The 17,022-nt window shown below is 71.0% G+C and carries 14 protein-coding genes and 1 pseudogene; 5 read left to right on the forward strand and 10 right to left on the reverse strand.

All coding sequences use genetic code 11. The features are described 5' to 3' along the window. The first annotated feature begins 24 nt into the window (after positions 1 to 24). The gene (locus AP234_RS25315) at positions 25 to 1,248 is read left to right on the forward strand and encodes a mandelate racemase/muconate lactonizing enzyme family protein (protein ID WP_200926703.1); all 1,224 of its coding nucleotides are present in this window, start codon (positions 25 to 27) and stop codon (positions 1,246 to 1,248) included. Positions 1,249 to 1,346: 98 nt separating this feature from the next. On the opposite strand, the gene AP234_RS25320 is transcribed toward AP234_RS25315, so the two are convergent. Both AP234_RS25320 and AP234_RS25325 read right to left on the reverse strand, forming a co-directional pair. Continuing rightward, complete coding sequence (locus tag AP234_RS25320; RefSeq protein ID WP_055482242.1) at positions 1,347 to 2,813, reverse strand: arabinofuranosidase catalytic domain-containing protein; 1,467 nt, start codon at positions 2,811 to 2,813, stop codon at positions 1,347 to 1,349. A 363-nt stretch (positions 2,814 to 3,176) separates the two neighbouring features. Beyond that, positions 3,177 to 3,914: a FadR/GntR family transcriptional regulator gene (locus AP234_RS25325; RefSeq protein WP_055482243.1), complete on the reverse strand. Its 738-nt coding sequence runs from the start codon at positions 3,912 to 3,914 to the stop codon at positions 3,177 to 3,179. A 410-nt stretch (positions 3,915 to 4,324) separates the two neighbouring features. Here AP234_RS25325 and AP234_RS38830 point away from each other — a divergent pair, with 410 nt between their 5' ends. Then, positions 4,325 to 6,736: an RICIN domain-containing protein gene (locus AP234_RS38830; protein ID WP_083502424.1), complete on the forward strand. Its 2,412-nt coding sequence runs from the start codon at positions 4,325 to 4,327 to the stop codon at positions 6,734 to 6,736. Between the two features lie 290 nt (positions 6,737 to 7,026). Here AP234_RS38830 and AP234_RS25335 read toward each other — a convergent pair whose 3' ends face one another. Further along, positions 7,027 to 7,929 (reverse strand): ROK family protein, encoded by a 903-nt coding sequence (locus AP234_RS25335; RefSeq protein WP_055482244.1) that lies wholly within the window; start codon positions 7,927 to 7,929, stop codon positions 7,027 to 7,029. A gap of 110 nt (positions 7,930 to 8,039) precedes the next feature. On the opposite strand from AP234_RS25335, the pseudogene AP234_RS25340 reads away from it, so the two are divergent. Beyond that, positions 8,040 to 8,261: pseudogene (locus AP234_RS25340) on the forward strand (transposase); the annotation flags it as partial. A gap of 43 nt (positions 8,262 to 8,304) precedes the next feature. On the opposite strand, the gene AP234_RS25345 reads toward AP234_RS25340, so the two are convergent. From AP234_RS25345 to AP234_RS25375, 7 genes are read right to left on the reverse strand one after another with little or no spacing between them, the layout of a single operon-like run. Then, complete coding sequence (locus tag AP234_RS25345) at positions 8,305 to 9,681, reverse strand: nucleotide pyrophosphatase/phosphodiesterase family protein (protein ID WP_055482246.1); 1,377 nt, start codon at positions 9,679 to 9,681, stop codon at positions 8,305 to 8,307. Continuing rightward, positions 9,678 to 10,805: a metabolite traffic protein EboE gene (eboE, locus tag AP234_RS25350; RefSeq protein ID WP_055482247.1), complete on the reverse strand. Its 1,128-nt coding sequence runs from the start codon at positions 10,803 to 10,805 to the stop codon at positions 9,678 to 9,680. The genes AP234_RS25345 and eboE overlap by 4 nt, the downstream gene beginning before the upstream one ends. Further along, positions 10,805 to 11,662 carry a TatD family hydrolase gene (locus AP234_RS25355; protein ID WP_055482248.1) on the reverse strand — a complete coding sequence of 286 codons (858 nt, stop codon included), beginning with the start codon at positions 11,660 to 11,662 and terminating at the stop codon, positions 10,805 to 10,807. The genes eboE and AP234_RS25355 overlap by 1 nt, the downstream gene beginning before the upstream one ends. Then, on the reverse strand, positions 11,662 to 12,267 hold the full coding sequence (locus tag AP234_RS25360) for an EboA domain-containing protein (protein ID WP_055482249.1): 606 nt from the start codon (positions 12,265 to 12,267) through the stop codon (positions 11,662 to 11,664). Before AP234_RS25360 ends, AP234_RS25355 begins: the two co-directional genes overlap by 1 nt. Then, positions 12,264 to 13,121, reverse strand: coding sequence for a sugar phosphate isomerase/epimerase family protein (locus AP234_RS25365; RefSeq protein ID WP_055482250.1), 858 nt, complete (start codon positions 13,119 to 13,121; stop codon positions 12,264 to 12,266). The genes AP234_RS25360 and AP234_RS25365 overlap by 4 nt, the downstream gene beginning before the upstream one ends. After that, positions 13,118 to 13,966: an SCO3242 family prenyltransferase gene (locus AP234_RS25370; RefSeq protein ID WP_055482251.1), complete on the reverse strand. Its 849-nt coding sequence runs from the start codon at positions 13,964 to 13,966 to the stop codon at positions 13,118 to 13,120. The genes AP234_RS25365 and AP234_RS25370 overlap by 4 nt, the downstream gene beginning before the upstream one ends. Continuing rightward, a complete protein-coding gene (locus AP234_RS25375; protein WP_055482252.1) occupies positions 13,963 to 15,114 on the reverse strand; it encodes an inositol-3-phosphate synthase in 1,152 nt (383 codons plus the stop codon). The genes AP234_RS25370 and AP234_RS25375 overlap by 4 nt, the downstream gene beginning before the upstream one ends. A gap of 743 nt (positions 15,115 to 15,857) precedes the next feature. Here AP234_RS25375 and AP234_RS38835 point away from each other — a divergent pair. Together AP234_RS38835 and AP234_RS25385 are read left to right on the forward strand one after the other, a co-directional pair. Next, positions 15,858 to 16,199, forward strand: a complete 342-nt coding sequence (locus tag AP234_RS38835) for a hypothetical protein (RefSeq protein ID WP_235558369.1) — start codon at positions 15,858 to 15,860, stop codon at positions 16,197 to 16,199. A 213-nt stretch (positions 16,200 to 16,412) separates the two neighbouring features. Beyond that, a complete protein-coding gene (locus AP234_RS25385) occupies positions 16,413 to 17,021 on the forward strand; it encodes a hypothetical protein (RefSeq protein WP_055482254.1) in 609 nt (202 codons plus the stop codon). Position 17,022: the final 1 nt, after the last annotated feature.

Consider the following 17,022-nt stretch of genomic DNA (forward strand, 5'->3'; position numbering starts at 1 on the left):
ATGCGGATCACGGGGTATCGGACCATGACGACCGTCCAGGAATGGGATCGTCCCGTCGGTGACGCCAACGGCGTCTTCGCCGGCGGGACCGTCCCGGTACCGATCGTCTTGGTGGACACCGACGAGGGGATCACCGGAGTCGGCCTCGGGCCGCACGTGGAGATCGACGCCGTGTTCGCCGCGATCGAGGGCGAGGACCCGCGCGGCGTGACGGCCCTCTACGACCGCATGCTGCGGCAGACCTTCAAGGCGGGGCACGCGGGCGTCGTGTTCGGCACGATCGGGGCGCTCGACACCGCCTTGTGGGACATCAAGGCACAGGCTGCGGGCGAACCGCTCTGGCGTCTGCTGGGCGGGCGCGACAGACGGGTTCCCGCCTACGCCTCGGGCCTGGACATCGGCCTGACCGACGACGACCTCGTCGCGGTCTACCAGGTCTACGCCGAGCGCGGTGTGCGCGCGGCCAAGATCAAGGGTGGTCTCGACATCGAACGCGACCGGCACCGCCTGACGCTGGTACGCGAGGTCCTGACAGAGGCCGGACACGGATCACGGCCGGGCCTCATGCTCGACGTGAACGAGGCCTGGACCCGCAAGCAGGCGGTCCGGCACGTCCGCGAGATCGAGCGCGCCCTGGACCTCACCTGGATCGAAGAGCCGGTCCGCCGGTGGGACGCCGAAGGTCTGGCCCTGGTCGGCCGTGGCATCCGCGCCTCCGTCGCCACCGGGGAGAACCTCACCGGGCTGGAGCAGTTCCGTCCGCTGCTGGCGGCCGGGGCCGTCGACATCGTCCAGACGGCCGCGGTCTGGGGAGTGTCCCACTTCCTCCGGGTGTCCGCCCTGGCGCACGCCCACGACCTGCCGGTCAGCCCGATCGGCAACACACCGGTCGGGCTGCTGCACGCCGCGACGTCGGTGCCGAACCACATCACCAGCGAACTGCAGGACCTGCACCCACCACTCGGCATGTCACTCGACCTGCACATCGAGGACGGCGCCTTCATCCTCGGAGACGCGCCTGGCCTGGGCGTCACGATCGACGAGAACGCGATCAACGCGTTCACCCGCGGGCCGGACGACACGACGGCCGGCACCCCCAACGTCCGGCCGGAGCAGGCCGGGCGGCGACTGCTCTCGGTGGCCGACCACGACCATCCCGGACAGCCACACCGGCTCACCCCGCACGGCCACACCGGTTCACCCCGCACACGACCGGGCGACGAGGTGACTCACACCGTCCGGCGCTGACCGTCCCCGCGCCCCGCGTACCGACGCCGGCCGTCACCCCCCTGATGAGGAGTGACGGCCGGCGTCCGGTTCATGTGAAGGGTCGTCCCGGGAGCGGATCAGCGGTAACCGGCGGCGATGATTTCGGCCTGGACCGCGTTCTCGGTGGCGTCGCTGGGGTAACCGGCGACAATGGCTCCCTCATAGAAGGTGCCCGCGCTGAGGTTGGCGCCGCCATCGGGCTTGCAACAGTCGCCGCCGCTGCCCAGGATGATGGCCCCCTGCTTCTTCATGGGGCTGTAGCCGTTGGGGAGCGGGCCGTCGTACAGGGTGTAGAGGCTGCCGGACTGGGCGTTGCTGCCCTTGATCGCGAACCGGCTCGTGCCGTTGTTCTTCAGCGTGGCGGTGACGAACTTGTGGGGGAAGGCCCGCTGGTTGGGGTTCCACGACTGGCTACCGCCGGGGTAGAGACCCCACTCGAGGTCGGCCTGGACCCAGGGACCGGAACCGGAGCAGCCGCCGAACCAGCACTGGGTGCTGAAGTTGATGGCGTCCATGGCCCCCGCGGCGTCGGCCTTCCTGGTCGTCTCGCTGTTGCCGTAGTCGAAGCAGCAGCCGCTGTTGACGTGGGTGCCGCTGGTCACCATGTACATGCCCTCCGGCGCGCTGCCCGTGGGGACGCCGGTCAGGTGGCCGTCGCGCCAGTAGCTGTTGCCGGGGTTGATGTAGAGGGAGTAGGCCTTGTTGCCGCCGACGGTGAGCGACTCGGTGGTCGCGATCGCCGGCCTGCTCTGGGGGGAGCCGGGGACCACGCTCGAGCCCTGGTACCACAGGTCGTTGCCCCGCCCGGACTGGTCGTAGACGACGGTGATGACGCACGTCGTGCCGGCGCAGAAGGAGTCCTGTGCCGCGGCGTTGGCGACGCCGCCCGCGGTGAGGACGGCGATGTTCCGGGTCGTGTTGTCGGACGAGCGCCTGACCTGGTACAGGTTGCCGGCGTATGAGTCGTAGAGCGCCCTCGTCGTGCTGTGCGCGGCCACGCACGGCGTGCCGCCCGAGGCGTAGATGTCGCACGAGCGCGCGCCGGGCGGCGGCGGTGTCGGCGTGAAGGTCGGGGTCGGGCTGGGCTCGGCTCCGGTGGTCCACTGCTGGTTGGTGCCGCCGTGGCAGGCCCAGATGTGCACCTTGGAGCCGTTGGCGGTGCCGTACCCGGCGACGTCCAGGCACTTGTTGGCGCCCACGGCGGTGATGGTGCCGTCGGAGTTGAGGCGCCACTTCTGGTTGTTCTGGCCGTTGCAGTCCCAGATGATCACGCTGGAGCCGTCGGCCGTGCCGGCTCCGTACACGTCCAGACACTTGTTGCCGTAGACGCGCAGCTCACCGGCGCTGGTGGAGGTCCACTGCTGGTTGACGCCGCCGTGGCAGTCCCAGATCAGCGTCTGCGCGCCGTTGGACTGGGAGGCGCCGTCGACGTCCAGGCACCGCCCCGACCCCACACCGATCAGTGGCGTCGTCGCGGCCGAGGCGGGCGCCGACCACGTCAAGGCGGTGGGCAGGAGGGTCGTCAGCACGGCCGTGACGAACACGACGACGGCCGTCCGAAAGCGCCGGCCGCGCGTCGCACGGCCCGATAAGGGGCCGGGTAGGGGAACTGATGGAGGCTGCATTGTCGTACTCCTTCGGGGGTAGGGCGCGGCGGAGACGGAGAACCGGCTCGGGCAGCCGATCACCACACGCGAATCGATTCGCGTGGGCACTGGCACGCGCAACGGGAGAGACGATATCTAGAGGGAAGCACATACGACGGCCGAACCGTCTGTCAAGGCCCACGTCCTGTGCGTCTCGCCGATCCGAGCGCGATGAAAGTATCATCGCGCCGCTTGCCGGTACGGGCCCCCGTCTGTTCTACTGTCGTCGAACCGGTTCGGCAAGCGGCGGGCCGACCGGGATCAGTGAGACGAGAAGAGGCGCTGCTGGATCTCCCTGCGGTAGTCGTCCAGAGTGTTGTCGATGTGCGTCGCGGCGGCCTGCGCGGCCGCCTCGGGATCGCCGGCGCGGATGGCCCGGTAGATGGCATCGTGCTCCTCGACGGCCTTGGCCGCGTGCTCGCCCACCGAGCCCCGCAGCCCGATCAGGCTCGACTGTGCCTGCAGCCGCCGGGCCTCCCGCACCGCGATCTGGAGGAACATGTTGTGCGAGGCGGTGGCGATGGCGGTGTGGAAACTGTCGTCGCCCCCGTTGAACAGGTCCTCGCGCCCGGTCTCGAAGCCGTGGCGGCACACGCCGGCCGCCTCCTCGATGGCCCGCAGCTCCGCGGGAGTGGCACGGTGGGCGGCCAGCCGGCTGGTCTCCATCTCCTGCGCCCGGCGGAACTCGAACAGCATGTAGACGTGGTCCAGGTCGGTGGGGAGGAAGAATGACGCCCAGCGTCCGGTGCCGAGCATCCCCTCGTCGTCGGCGACGTACAGGCCGCGGCCCTTCTGGGCGCGCACCCGGCCGAGCGCGGAGAGGATCTTCACCGCCTCTCGTACGACCGTGCGGCTGGTGCCCAGCTGCGCGGCCAGCTCGTTCTCTGTCGGCATGCGGTCGCCCGGACGAAGTTCAAGCCGGACGATCAACTCCAGTAGCTGCTCCGCGGCCACCTCGTAGCCCGGCCGGTATCCGCTTCCGCGCGGGGTGTCGGTCACCGTGCTTCCTCCTCGCCGTTCCCTTGCAAGAGTATGACTGATCGAGCCGGTTTCTCCCCGGCCTGGCGGACTCGGATCAGTACGAAACATCTGAACCGTTCATATGGGAGTGTCCGGCGAGAGGGGAGGTTCGGTGAACATCTCCGCTGGTGAACGGAGAAAAGGGGCTCGCGACGACCCGGATTTCACTGTACGAATGGAAAAATAGGTGGGCTTAAGGTCTTGACTGGCATCAGCGCTCCGATCGTAATTGGTAGCGAGGTCCCGGCGTACGAGCCCCTTCCGGAACCTCCGGGCCGGATCACGGACGGGAGGCGTTTCACGGCCCTCCGCGTCCCCCGCCGGCCACGTCCGCACTCCCACTTCACCGGCGTGACCTGACCAGACACCTAACCCCCCAAGGAACCACCGTGCGATCAACTTCGCCCGTCGCGGCGCTGAGACCGGTCCTGACCGGAATCGCCGCCGCGGCGCTGGCCTCGGCGGCCGCCCTCGTCTCCCCGGCCGCCCCGGCGCTCGCGGCCACCACGACCTTGTACGCGTCACCCTCCGGCTCCGGCACCGCCTGCACCTCCGCCCAGCCGTGCTCACTCCCCGCCGCGCAGACGGCGGTGCGGTCGCTGAACGGCGCGATGTCCGGCGACATCGTCGTGGAGCTGGCCGACGGGGTCTACCGGCTCTCCGCTCCGCTCCGGCTGACCGCCGCCGACTCCGGAAACAACGGCTATACCGTCAGATGGCAGGCCGCGCAGGGTGCGCACCCTGTCATCAGCGGCGCCCGGGCGGTCACCGGATGGTCGCAGGCCGACTCCGGGAAGAACATCTGGCGCGCCAACGTCGGCGCCGGAATCGACGCCCGGCAGCTGTACGTCGACGGCGCCCTCGCCACCCGCGCCCGCACCCAGGTGAACCGGGCCGACTTCACCGCGACCGGCGCGGGGATGAGGTTCAGCAACGGCGCGTTGAACTACCTGAACAACCTCGCCGACCAGAACCGGGTCGAGCTGGAGAGCATCGGTTCGTTCACGGACCGGTATGTGCGGGTGCAGAGCATCAGCGGGAACTTCATCACGATGCAGCAGCCCGGCTGGAACAACAACATGTTCGGATACGACGTGTTCACCACCCCGCACCGGGCGGGCCCGCTCTACCTGCAGAACGCCTACGAGTTCCTCGACTCGCCGAACGAGTGGTACCTCAACCCCGGGACGGGCGTCCTCTACTACATTCCCCCCGCCGGGCGGAACGTGAACGACGTCAGCGTCGAGCTGCCCGTCCTGCAGTCCCTGGTGAACGTCGGAGGCACCTACGACGCGCCCGCGCACCACATCACGTTCAGCGGGATCACGTTCACCGGCACCAGCTGGCTGGGGCCCAGCAGCAACCAGGGTTTCGCCGACCAGCAGACCGGCGCCTACATCGCCGGTAACTGGAACTGGCCGGGCGACCTGCCGAATTCCTGCCAGGAGGGCTGCCCGCAGTTCGAGGCCACCAGGCCGAACTGGTACCAGATGCCCGCCGCCGTGCAGGTCTCCGCGGCCAAGAACATCACCTTCACCGACTCCCGGTTCGTCAACCTGGGCCAGACGGCCATCGGAATCGGCAACGACGCCAACGCCCACGCGAGCGGTGTCGGCCTGGGCGCCTCCGACATCGCGGTGACCCGGTCGGAGATCGCTCACAGCTCGGCCGGCGGCATCGTGGTCGGCGGTGTCCGCGCCGACGCGCACCACCCCGGCGATCAGCGGATGGTCAACCGGAACATCACCGTCAGCGACAACCGGATCCATGACCTCGGCCTGGACTACCGCGGCGTCGTCTCGGTTCTGACCACCTACGTCACGGGCAGCGACGTGTCCCATAACGAGGTCTACAACATGCCCTACACCGGCATGTCGATCGGATACGGCTGGGGCGCCAACGACGCGGGCGGCAGCAACCATTACGCCGACCGCGGCCTGTACAACTACCAGCCGCGGTACACGACGGCCACCACGGCGTCCGGCAACCGGCTGGTCGGCAACTACGTGCACGACGTCATGCAGCAGATGACCGACGGCGGATGCATCTACACGCTGTCGGCCAACCCGAACGCTCTGATCAGCGACAACTACTGCCTGCGGACCAACGGCTGGTTCGGGATCTACTTCGACGAAGGCTCCAAGTACTACACCGCCAGGAACAACGTCCTCGCCGACACCGGTACCTGGGCCACCGCCAACTACTGGTTCGCCGAGAACATGGGGAACTTCACCGTCACCGGCAACTGGTCGACCAACGGCAGCACCAACGTGACCAACGGCGACCGCGGCAACGTCGTCAACGGCAACGTCACGGTCACCAACGGCAACTGGCCGTCGGGAGCCCAGGCCGTGATGTCGTCCGCCGGGCCCAGGAACGGGGTGTCGCCCTCGCCCACTCCGTCGTCCTCGGGGAGCACGAGCGCGCTGCGGGGCGTCGGGTCCGGCCGGTGCCTGGACGTCGACGGCGCCTCCCAGACCAACGGCGCGCAGACGCTGATCTGGGACTGCCACGGCGGCGTCAACCAGCAGTGGACCTCCACCAGCGCCGGCGAGCTGCGCGTCTACGGCAACAAGTGCCTGGACGTCAGCGGCGCGGGCACGGCCGACGGCTCCAGCGTGATCATCTGGGACTGCAACGGCCAGAACAACCAGAAGTGGCGCCTCAACTCCGACGGCACCATCACCGCCGTGGGCGCCAACAAGTGCCTGGATGTGTCCGGGTACGGCACCGCCAACGGCTCCAAGGTGCACATCTGGAGCTGCCACGGCGGCACCAACCAGCAGTGGACCCGGACCTGACGCCGGCGGTCTCCCTTCGGGGATAGCCCCGGATCGCCGTGCCCCTGCAGATCTCGTCCGTTCAGCGACCCCGGCACCGCGGCTTCGTGAGAAGTGGCCGCGGTGCCGGAGTTCGCCGAGCCGGCGAAAGCGTGCGACGGCGACGCCGACCGCTCACGTGGCCCCCCGCCGCGTCGCCGGCCGCCGGCGAGCCCGATGCGAACGCCGGGACCTGGCCGCGGTCCGGGCGTCTCGTCTCGCCGCCCCCACAGGGCCATCCGAACAACCTCCGACCCGTGGGAAACGATGAATCACGGCGCGGGCCGCGCCGCGCGTGCGAGCTCCACGGCTCCGACCACTCCCGCGCGATCGCCGAGGGATGGTGCGGTGACGTACTCGTTCATGGTTTCGGGGTCGGCCGGCAGCGGCGGACCCGGGTAGCCTCCGGCGAGACCGAGCAGGCGCGCCCGCACTTCCGGAAGCAGCGAAGGGTGCTCGGCGACGCCTCCGCCCACGACGATCCGCTCGGGAGACAGCGTGTAGGTCAGGTTCATGACGGCGAGGGCGACGTACTCGGCCTCGAGTCTCCAGGCCGACTCGTCGTCCAGATGCTCGGCGGGCCGCCCCCATCGCCGGCGCATCGCCTCGCCCGACGCGAGCCCTTCGAGGCAGTCGCCGTGGAAGGGACAGCAGCCCGGGAACGGGTCCCGGACCGGATCGTGGGGGATGCGGATGTGCCCGAACTCGGGGTGCAGGAGTCCGTGCACGAGCCCGTCGTTCACCACCGCTCCCACGCCGATTCCGGTGCCCACGGTCATGTAGGCCAGCGAGCCGAGCCCCACGCCCGCTCCGCGCCGCCATTCCCCCAGCGCGGCGGCGTTGACGTCCGTTTCCAGGCGGACGGGTACACCCAGCGCGGCGCGCAGCGGGGAGACGACGTCGGTGTTCGCCCAGCCCGGCTTGGGCGTGGCCAGGATGCGGCCGTACGTCGGCGAGCCCGGCCGCACATCGACCGGGCCGAAGGTGCCGACACCGATCGCGGCGAGGGGCCGGCGGTCCCCGAAGAACCGCACCACGGCGCCGATGGTCGTCTCCGGCGTGGTCGTGGGGATCACTTCGGTCGCGAGAACGTCTCCCCCGGCGCCGGCGACCGCGCACACCCACTTCGTCCCGCCCGCTTCGATCCCCCCGTAGACGGGGGCAGTCGCTTTCATCGGAGACCTCCGAGGAAACCCCCGCCTTCAGGCGTGGGAGGAATCGGATTCCTGCGGAGCAGGGCAGGGAAAGACGAATCGCCGCTGGGCGATCGTGGTCTGCCGGCCGAATACGCCGCAGGGCTTCACAAGCTGACATGGTAGATCGGAACCTCGCCCGCAAGGCCAGGGGCGAGGGGGCCAACCGGGCCAAGGCCCGGCGCAAGGTCGCGCGGATCTACGCCCGCATCACCGACCGCGGGCGCGACCACCTGCACAAGCCGACCACTCGACTCGTGCGCGAAAACCAAACGCTCGTGATCGAGGACCTGACCGTCCGCAACATGGTCAAGACTCGCGTCGGCGGCGCCGGCGCCCCGTGCGGGACGGTCCCGTTCACCCGGCCAGCAGGCGGAGCAGCAGGTCCTTGAGATCCGTCGCCTCGAACCGTTCCCTGGCCGCGGAGGGATCGGAGCAGAGCAGCACCGGTGCGTCGGCGGAGTCGGCGGGAAGCACCCCATGCGAGCCGCGTACGGCACGGGCGCCCCGGTCGAGGCCGACGACGTTCATGAGGTAGCGCATGCCGAGCTTCTTCCGCAGCAGTGCCACACCGGCCCTCCGCTTGGCGGCGCCGGGGTCCGCCGGGTCGAAGAAGAGCTCCGCCGGGTCGTAGCCGGGCTTGCGATGAATGTCGACGAGCCGGGCGAAGTCGGGTGCGCGGGCGTCGTCGAGCCAGTAGTAGTAGGTGAACCACGCGTCGGGCTGGGCGAGCAGGACCAGCTCGCCGGAGCGGGGGTGGTCCAGCCCGTGCGCCTTCTTTCCGCTTTCGCCGAGCACCTCGGCGACGCCGGGCAGGGACGCGCAGAGTTCGGCGGCGGCCGGCACGTCGGCGGGGTCGGCGACGTAGACGTGCGCCACCTGATGGTCGGCGACGGCGAAAACGCGCGAGGTCCACGGATCGAGATACTCCATGCCGTCCTGGGTGTAGACGTTCAGGAGCCCTTCAGCGCGGAGCATCCGGTTGACGTCGACGGGGCGGGAGACGTCGGTGATGCCGTACTCCGACACGGCGACGACGGTCCTCCCCTGCGTCGCCGCTGCGTCCAGCAGCGGTGCCAGCACGGTGTCGAGCTCGGCGGCCGCCGCGGCGGCGCGCGGGTCTGAGGGGCCGTACCGCTGCAGGTCGTAGTCGAGGTGGGGGATGTAGGCCAGCGTCAGATCGGGGTCGTGCGCTGTCATGACGTGCCGGGCGGCGCGGCAGATCCAGGTCGATGAGGCGATGCCGGCTCCCGGCCCCCAGTAGCTGAACAGGGGGAAGGCGCCGAGCGCCGCGGTGAGCTCGTCGTGCAGCTCCGGCGGGTAGGTGTAGCAGTCGGCCTCCTTGCGCCCGTCGGCGTAGTAGATCGGCCGGGGGGTGACCGTCCAGTCCACGTCCGCGCCCATGGCGTACCACCAGCACACGTTCGCCACCGTGAGGCCGGGCCGCTCGCGGCGGGCGGCCTGCCACACCTTCTCTCCGCCGACGAGCGCGTTGTGCTGGCGCCACAGCAGAACCTCGCCCAGGTCGCGAAAGTACCAGCCGTTGCCGACGACGCCGTGATCGGCCGGCGGGACGCCGGTGAGGAACGTGGACTGCACCGAGCAGGTGACGGCGGGCAGCACGGTGCCGAGTTCCGCCTGGAAGCCGCCGGCGGCGACGGCCCGGAGCCGCGGCATGTGCGCCAGCAGCCGTGGGGTCAGCCCCACCACGTCCAGGACCAGCAACGACGTCATGTACTCACTCCAAGGTCACACAGCTCGGCACGGGCGAAGTCCAGCTCGCCGGCGATGCCGGCGGCGAGCTGTCCGGGGGTCCGCGGGCGCAGGGCGGGTGGCAGCACCCCCCAGGTGTAGGTCTCCACGTCGAAGTGGTCGCAGAGCGGCCGCGGCCCGCCGACGAGCTCCGCGAGCGCCGTTCGCAGCACGGGGATGGTCGTGGCCAGCGGCGCCGGCGGTGAGATGTGGAGAGGAACGTGGTAGTGGACCCGCCACGGCCCGGGAAGCCGCCGCTCGAAGGCCTCGTCGAGGTCGTCGGCGGCGGCGCCGGCGGGATTGCGCGTCTGATGCAGGAAGCGCGGCTCGGCGTACTCCCGCAGGGCGTCCGGGTCCGCGGTCTCCAGGGCGGCGGAGAGCTGGACCTTGACGACCGGCAGACCGGCCCGGCTCAGCTCCTTCAGCGCACCGGCCGGCTCCTCCCAGGCGCAGGCCAGGTGGGCGAGGTCCAGGCAGACGCCGAGCCGGTCGCCGTCGACGCCGGCGAGCCGTGCCACCGCCTGGCCCGTCGTCTCCACGACGCAGCCGGGCTCGGGTTCGAACCCCACCCGTATCACCCGCCCGGTGGCGGACTCGATGGCGGCCAGACCGTCGGCCAGCCGATCGAGCCGGCGTGCGGCGAGGTCGGCCATCCCGGCGTCCCAGGGGTCGCGCCAGGCGAGCGGCAGCGTCGAGATCGACCCTCTGGCCACGTCGCCGGGCAGCAGGTCCGCGAGGATGAGCGCCAGGTCCAGGGTGTACGACAGACGATCCCGGGTGGTCCAGTCGGGATGGTAGACGGCGTGCTTGACGACCTTGTCCTGGAAGGAACGGTACGGAAAGCCGTTGAGCGTGACCACCTCCAGGCCACGGGCGGTCAGCTCGCGGCGGAGCCGGGCACGCAGGGCGGGGTCCGCGGCGAGGGCGGCGGCGACGGGCGCCGCCAGCCAGAGCCCGAGCCCCAGGACGTCCGTGCCGAGGCGGACGCGGATCGGGACCGCGTAGGTGTCGAGCTGGGCGATGACGCCGTCGAGATCCTCGGCCGCGTGCACGTTGGTGCAGTAGCCGAGGTGCAGCGGGGCTCCTCCCGGATGGCGTAGCCGCATCAGCTGCCCCCGCGCTTGATGGAGCTGCCGGCGAAGGTGGGCTGGTCCGCGTCGGTGCCGGCGCCGGTCAGGTCGAGACGCCCGGAGCCGCTGTAGAACTCCACGGGGTTGCGCCACAGCACCCGGTCGACGTCGTCCTCGGTGAACCCGGCGGCCAGCATGGCCGTCCCGGTCTCCAGCGTGAGCAGCGGGTCCGAGACGCCCCAGTCGGCGGCCGAGTTGACCAGCACCCGCTCCGTGCCGTACCGCCGGAGGATCTCCACCATGCGAGGCGGCGACATCTTCGTCTCCGGGTAGACGGAGAAGCCCATCCAGCATCCGGAGCCGTGCACGATGCCGACGGTGACCTCGTTGAGGTGGTCGACGGCGACCCGCTCGGGCGCGATCCCCGAGGCGGCGACCACCTCCAGAGTGCGCCGGGTGCCGCCGGCCTTGTCGCGGTGCGGGGTGTGGACGAGCGCCGGCAGGTCGTGCTCGACGGCGAGGGCGAGCTGCCGCTCGAAGGCGTCGTCCTCCTCCGGGGTCATCGAGTCGTAGCCGATCTCGCCGACCGCGACGACCCGGTCCTTGTCCAGGTAACGCGGCAGCAGATCGAGCACGGGGCGGCAGCGCGGGTCGTTCGCCTCCTTGGGGTTCAGCGCGATCGTCGCGTGGTGGACGATGCCGAACTGGGACGCCCGGTACGGCTCCCAGCCGATCAGCGAGTCGAAGTAGTCGGTGAACGATCCGGTGTTGGTGCGCGGCTGCCCCAGCCAGAAGGCCGGCTCGACGACGGCCCGGACTCCGGCCGCGGCCATCCGCGCGTAGTCGTCGGTGGTGCGCGACGTCATGTGGATGTGCGGGTCGAAGATGCGCATCAGGACTCCTCGCGGGTCAGACGGTCGAGCAGGTCGGCGGCGTCGGCGGGCATGGAGCGTCCCGCGGCGGCGCGCTCGTCGGCGAAGGCGGCCAGCATGACCGCCAGCTCACGGTCGGCCCGCTCGTCCAGCCCGTCGACGACGGTCAGCGGCACCGCCATGAACACGCACTTGAGCACCGCCTGCCGCCAAGCGGCCTGGTGGAGGTGCCGGGCGTACGGCCCGAGGGCGGCGGCCAGCAGCCGCGCGTCGTTCGTGCGGATCGCGTCGTGCAGCAGGGGCAGCCCCGCCGCGCCGACGGCGAGCATGGGCAGGGCCTTGAGCACGGCCCGCTTCTCGTCGGCGTCACCGTAGCGGTAGAGGTCGCCGATCTCGGTCTCCACTCGGTCCGCCGGCAGCGCGGCGAGCAGCAGCGCCCGCGTGGCCTCGTCCGCCGTCCAGCCGGGCACGCCGGGCAGTGGCGCGCGACCGGCCCGCCGTCCGGCCTGGACGAAGGACCGGCCGATCGTTTCGGGTCGCTCGCTCGCCGCGGTGAGCGCGGCCTCCGCCCATTCCCCTCGCGGCGTTTCCCGCAGCGCGGCGCGCAGCCGCTCCGGACCCGTCATCCCGCTCTCCCTTCGCCACGACGCCCGGACGCGTGCTCGGCTCTGCGCAGGAACTCGATGGAGCGTGCGGCCACGGCGGGCGCGGCGTGGCAGTGCCGGGGAAGCTCGACCGCGACCAGGCCCCGGTAGCCGGCGTCGTCGAGCGCGCGCAGCACCGGCGGGAAGTCGATCTCGCCTTCCCCGAACTCCAGATGTTCGTGCACGCCCCGTCGCATGTCGTCGATCTGGACGTTGACCAGGTGCCCGGCGACGGCCGCGACGCAGTGGGGCACCGGGTCGGGCTCGTTGCAGCGGCAGTGCCCGATGTCCAGCGTGATGCCGAAGCCGTCCGGAGATCCGAGCGCCTCGTGCAGCGTCCGCCACCCGGCGATCGTCTCGACGAGCATCCCCGGCTCGGGTTCGAATCCCAGCGGCACCCCGGCGCGCCGCGCGGCGTCGAGAACACGCTCGCAGCCGTCGACCAGCCGGTCCCAGGCGATGGCCCGGTCGAGCCGGGCCGGGCGGATGCCGGACCAGAACGACACCGCCTCGGCGCCGAGGTCAGCGCCGATCGCGACGGCGCGGCGCAGGAAGTCCACCCTTCGGTCCCGGTCGTCGTCCAGCAGTGTCGGTGCGTGCTTGCGCCGTGGATCGAGCAGGTAACGCGCACCGGTCTCGACGACCACCGCCAGCTCGAGGTCGCGCAGCCTGTCGGCGACCTCCGCCACGCGCCGTCCCAGCCCGTCGGCGTACGGGTCGAGGTGGCAGTGGTCGAGCGTCAGGGCCACCCCCTCGTAACCGAGGCCGGCGATGACGTCGAGGGCGTCCGGCAGCCGGTGACCGGCGAAACCGTTGGTGCCGTAGCCGAATCTCATGTCACGGAGGTCTTCCTGACCAGGCGCCGGGCCGGCGGGACCGCCGCCGCGAGGGCGAGACCGAGGAGGGGGGCGCCGCCGCGCGCGGCGAGGGCTCCCTGGAGGGCCGGCAGGCTGACGATGCCCGCGCTGACCGCGTCACGGACACGCTGGGCGGAGGGATCGGCGACGGCGCGGACCTGCGGGAGACCGAACTGCACGGCGTACCAGCCGGCGAGGGCCGGCCGCACCGGGCCGGCGGCGCCGCGGGCGGTGGCGGCGGTGAGCGCGGCGGTGCCCGCCAGAGTCGCAGCGGGCAGGCGCGGGTCCGCCCCCGACACCTCCGCGTGTGAGAGCGCGGTGAGCAGGTACGTGTGCGCGGCGATGGTGAGCGCGCAAGGCAGCGCGGCGGCGGTGCGGGATCCGGTGGCGGCGCCCAGCAGCACGTCGAGGCCGCGGCAGAGCGCCATCGTCACGGGACCGGCGGGGGTGCCCTTGGCCGCCACGTCGTACGCCCAGACGGCGGCGGCCAAGGGGGCGGCCACCGCCAGGGCACGCCGACCGCCCGCGAGCCCGGCCACGGCGACCCCGGCGACGGTGAGCCCCACCGCTGCGCCGAGAGCCGTACGGGCCGACACCCGCCCCGAGGGGATGGGTCGCTCCGGCCGCTCGACCGCGTCGAGGTGCCGGTCGGCCCAGTCGTTGGCCGCCATCCCCGCCCAGTACAGGAAGACCGAGGAGCAGGCCAGGCCGATGGTACGGCGGCCGAGCGTCCTACCTGCGGCCGCCCCGGCGATCACGTCGCCGGGTACCGACAGCGCGGCCGGTGCCCGGACCAGGTCGATCAGGTCGCGGAGCGCCGTCATCGCGCCGTCCCCCGCGGGCCGAGCGCGTCCACGGCGACCCGTAACGCCTGCCACTGCTCGGCCAGCCCGTGCGGGACCTCTCCGAGGGGGTCCTTGAAGAAGAAGGCCAGTTCGGTGAGCGGCCCCGTGCGGCCGGCCCGGTGCGCGGCCGCCGTCAGCCGCGCCAGGTCCAGGATCAACGGCGCGGCCAGCGCGGAGTCGCAGCCGTGCCAGGTGAACTCCATGCGCATGCGGGTTCCGAGGAAGCCCTCGAAGGAGATCAGGTCCCAGGCGGTCTTGAAGTCGTCGAGGTCCTCGACATAGTCGATTCTGATGTCACCCTGCGGGGCGTAGCCGAGGGTCTCGGTCAGCACGCGCTGTTTGCTGGCGGACTTGGCCGCGTTGGCCGTCGGCTCGGCCAGGTTCGCGCCGTCGCCGCCGCCCAGCAGGTTGATCCCCGACCAGGTGCGCACCTTCAGGTTGCGTAGGGCGAACATCGGGGCGAGCACCGACTTGACCAGGGTCTCGCCGGTCTTGCCGTCGTGGCCGGCGTACGGAAGCCTCTTCCTGCGGGCCAGGGTGTCGAGGGCGGGCAGGCGGGCTCCGGTGGAGGGCGTGAAGTCGACGTACGGGCAGCCGGCCCGGAGCGCGGCGTAGGCCGCCAGTGCGCTGGGCGGCAGGACGGGCTCCGGACCGTCCAGCGCGGCCCGCAGCGCGTCGAGATCGGTGTGGGCGGGATGTGGGCGCGCCGCCGGTTCCGTGGTCGACACGTTGATCACCACGACGCGATCCAGCCGGTGTCGCCGGCGGAAGTCGTCGAGGTCGGCGCCGATGGCGTCCGCGACCTCGGCTTGGGTGTCGCGGAGCGGCAGCGGCCGTACGTCCTGCTCGATCTCCAGTAGCGCGTCCCGCACGGCCGGGGCGAGCCGGGCCGGAACGATTCCCGCCTCGGCCAGCGCGGCGGCCTTCTTGCCCAGGGGGATCGAGGAGATGTCGTGGCCGCCGAAGACCAGCTCCCCTATGCCGGGGAGGGCGTCGCTGTGCAGCTCGGGCGACTCCAGGACGCATCCGATCGGCTCGGCCAGGCCCGCCCGCACCGCCAGCGCCCCGAACATGCTGGTGACCGCGACCGATCCTCGTGCTCCGATCAGCCATACTCCGGTTCTCATCTGTCTCCTTTCGCTGGGAGGGACGGTGGAGTGCTCACGGTTCGAGACGCACCCCGGGGAACCGCCTGACGCGGCGCCGGGAGCCTTCTTGGATGTGGCTGCGTCTGGTGGTCCCGCCCGCCTGGCGGCGCCGACTGGCACCACCGCTACGGCACCGAGGTCGGCGTCAACGTTGCCGAAGCGGCTCCGGGAGCCGATCCAGGCGGGCGGGACGTTCTGGTGGGGAAAGGGACATGGTGGGGATCCCGTCCGCCTGACCGCATGCGGCATGGCCGCGGCACTCGATGGGGGCGGGCTGCGACGCGGAACAGGACGGTCAGGCGGACGGGATGCTCATGGCGACCGGTGGCCGGCGGGTACCGCCGAACGGTCGCCCGCCTCCGCCGACGGGTGAGGGATTTCCTGGATCGTTAGCGCTAACACCACGCTCTGCGAAACAGCGCTCCTCTCCTTCGGCTGATGAAGGTGGTGGTGCAGCGGAGCAAACACGACACGACGGGGTCCCGTCAAGCATCCGGCCGGTTCCTCCCGCTGGGCCCGTGCGTCGGCTGGGACACCGTCTGAAACGTTCATCAAAGCGCGGCGGGGGTGCCTGTGCAGAGCGGCAGTGGATCGAAACGGTTCGAAAGGTCTCTTGACAGGCGACACCCGTGGTTTCCACACTGAGCACTCGGGCGACCTCCACCTGCCGGGGTCGGTGGTGGACGGCAGGGGGACGCCCAATGCGACGCGATTCGACGCGCGTGGGTGAACAGCTCGCCGAACTCGGGGCGCTCCAGTGGGTGGAGGCGGCCGGAGGTGCCCGGGTCCTCGATCCGGGCCTGGTAAAGGCGGTCTATCGGCCACTGGTCGGTGGAGACCCGCTCGTGGCCCCGGTCGGCCTCACCTTCGTCACCTACGAGAACCCGCCTGGCATCCACACCGCCGCCGAGCGCGTACAGGCGTTCAGGACCGGCCCGCAGGGCGAGTGGTTCAACCACGTCAACGTCAACGCCCACGACCACGGCGGCCACTTCATCCCCTGGGAGAACCCCGACGCCTGGGTGAACGACCTGCGCCGCACTTTTCGCGGCCGCAGGCCCTGAACGGCAGGACGTCCAGGCCCACGCGGCGGCGGGCTCCGGTCCGTTCACCGGTCTGTTCTGAGAGCCCACCGCATTACTCCCCCGGTCGTAGAGTGCCGGCCCGCTACTCCTGACGAGGTAGCCGGGAGAGTCGTCCCCGGGCCGACGACGGAGAGGAATCCGGCGCGGAAGCATTTCCACTGACGGATCCTCTTCGGAAAGGACGAATCGACGATGCTGTTCGTTGAGCTACTGGTGCCCAGGGGTGTTTTCGATGAGCGAGAGCGCCGAAACCTCGCCGAGCGGCTGACCGGGCGGCGCCTGCTGTCGGCCGGGGAGACGCAGGCCGCCGATCCTGGCGTGATCGACCTGTTCGAGTCACTCAGCCATGTGGTGGTGCGCGAGGAGGAGGTATGGAACGCCGGCGGTCGGCTGCTCGACGCCTCGCAGCGCCCCTGGTATGTGGTCAACGTGATCGCCGGGATGTGGGGAAAGGAGATGAGCGAGCACCTCATCTCGCGCATCACCGCTGAGCTGGCGCAGGCGGAAGGCAATCCCGAGCCGCGGGCCGTGGTGCATGTGATCAGCCTTCCCGAGGGAGGCTACGGCCTGCGCGGGCGGGCCCAGCACTCCTCCGACGTCCTGCAGCTGATCGAGCAGGCCAAAACCGGCTCTGCGGCCCCGGTCCCGGACAACATGATCGTCGATCCGGTCTGCGGCGCCACCGTCCCGCTCGAGGACGCCGTGATCCTGGAGCGCGATGGGCGGACGTACGGCTTCTGCTGCACCCACTGCCGCGGGCACTTCGTCAAGCGGTCGAGCGGCGCGGCGGCGTCCGCATGAT

It is taken from the genome of Sphaerimonospora mesophila (assembly GCF_001417795.1).
In the GTDB taxonomy this organism is placed as follows: domain Bacteria; phylum Actinomycetota; class Actinomycetes; order Streptosporangiales; family Streptosporangiaceae; genus Sphaerimonospora; species Sphaerimonospora mesophila.

Excerpts from the sequence above, each read along its gene's own strand:
- AP234_RS25315 (WP_200926703.1), top strand. The coding sequence starts at position 25 with ATGACGACCGTCCAGGAATGGGATCGTCCCGTCGGTGACGCCAACGGC.
- AP234_RS25335 (WP_055482244.1), bottom strand. The coding sequence starts at position 7,929 with ATGAAAGCGACTGCCCCCGTCTACGGGGGGATCGAAGCGGGCGGGACG.
- AP234_RS25345 (WP_055482246.1), bottom strand. The coding sequence starts at position 9,681 with ATGACGTCGTTGCTGGTCCTGGACGTGGTGGGGCTGACCCCACGGCTG.
- eboE (WP_055482247.1), bottom strand. The coding sequence starts at position 10,805 with ATGCGGCTACGCCATCCGGGAGGAGCCCCGCTGCACCTCGGCTACTGC.
- AP234_RS25355 (WP_055482248.1), bottom strand. The coding sequence starts at position 11,662 with ATGCGCATCTTCGACCCGCACATCCACATGACGTCGCGCACCACCGAC.
- AP234_RS25360 (WP_055482249.1), bottom strand. The coding sequence starts at position 12,267 with ATGACGGGTCCGGAGCGGCTGCGCGCCGCGCTGCGGGAAACGCCGCGA.
- AP234_RS25365 (WP_055482250.1), bottom strand. The coding sequence starts at position 13,121 with ATGAGATTCGGCTACGGCACCAACGGTTTCGCCGGTCACCGGCTGCCG.
- AP234_RS25370 (WP_055482251.1), bottom strand. The coding sequence starts at position 13,966 with ATGACGGCGCTCCGCGACCTGATCGACCTGGTCCGGGCACCGGCCGCG.
- AP234_RS25375 (WP_055482252.1), bottom strand. The coding sequence starts at position 15,114 with ATGAGAACCGGAGTATGGCTGATCGGAGCACGAGGATCGGTCGCGGTC.
- AP234_RS25385 (WP_055482254.1), top strand. The coding sequence starts at position 16,413 with ATGCTGTTCGTTGAGCTACTGGTGCCCAGGGGTGTTTTCGATGAGCGA.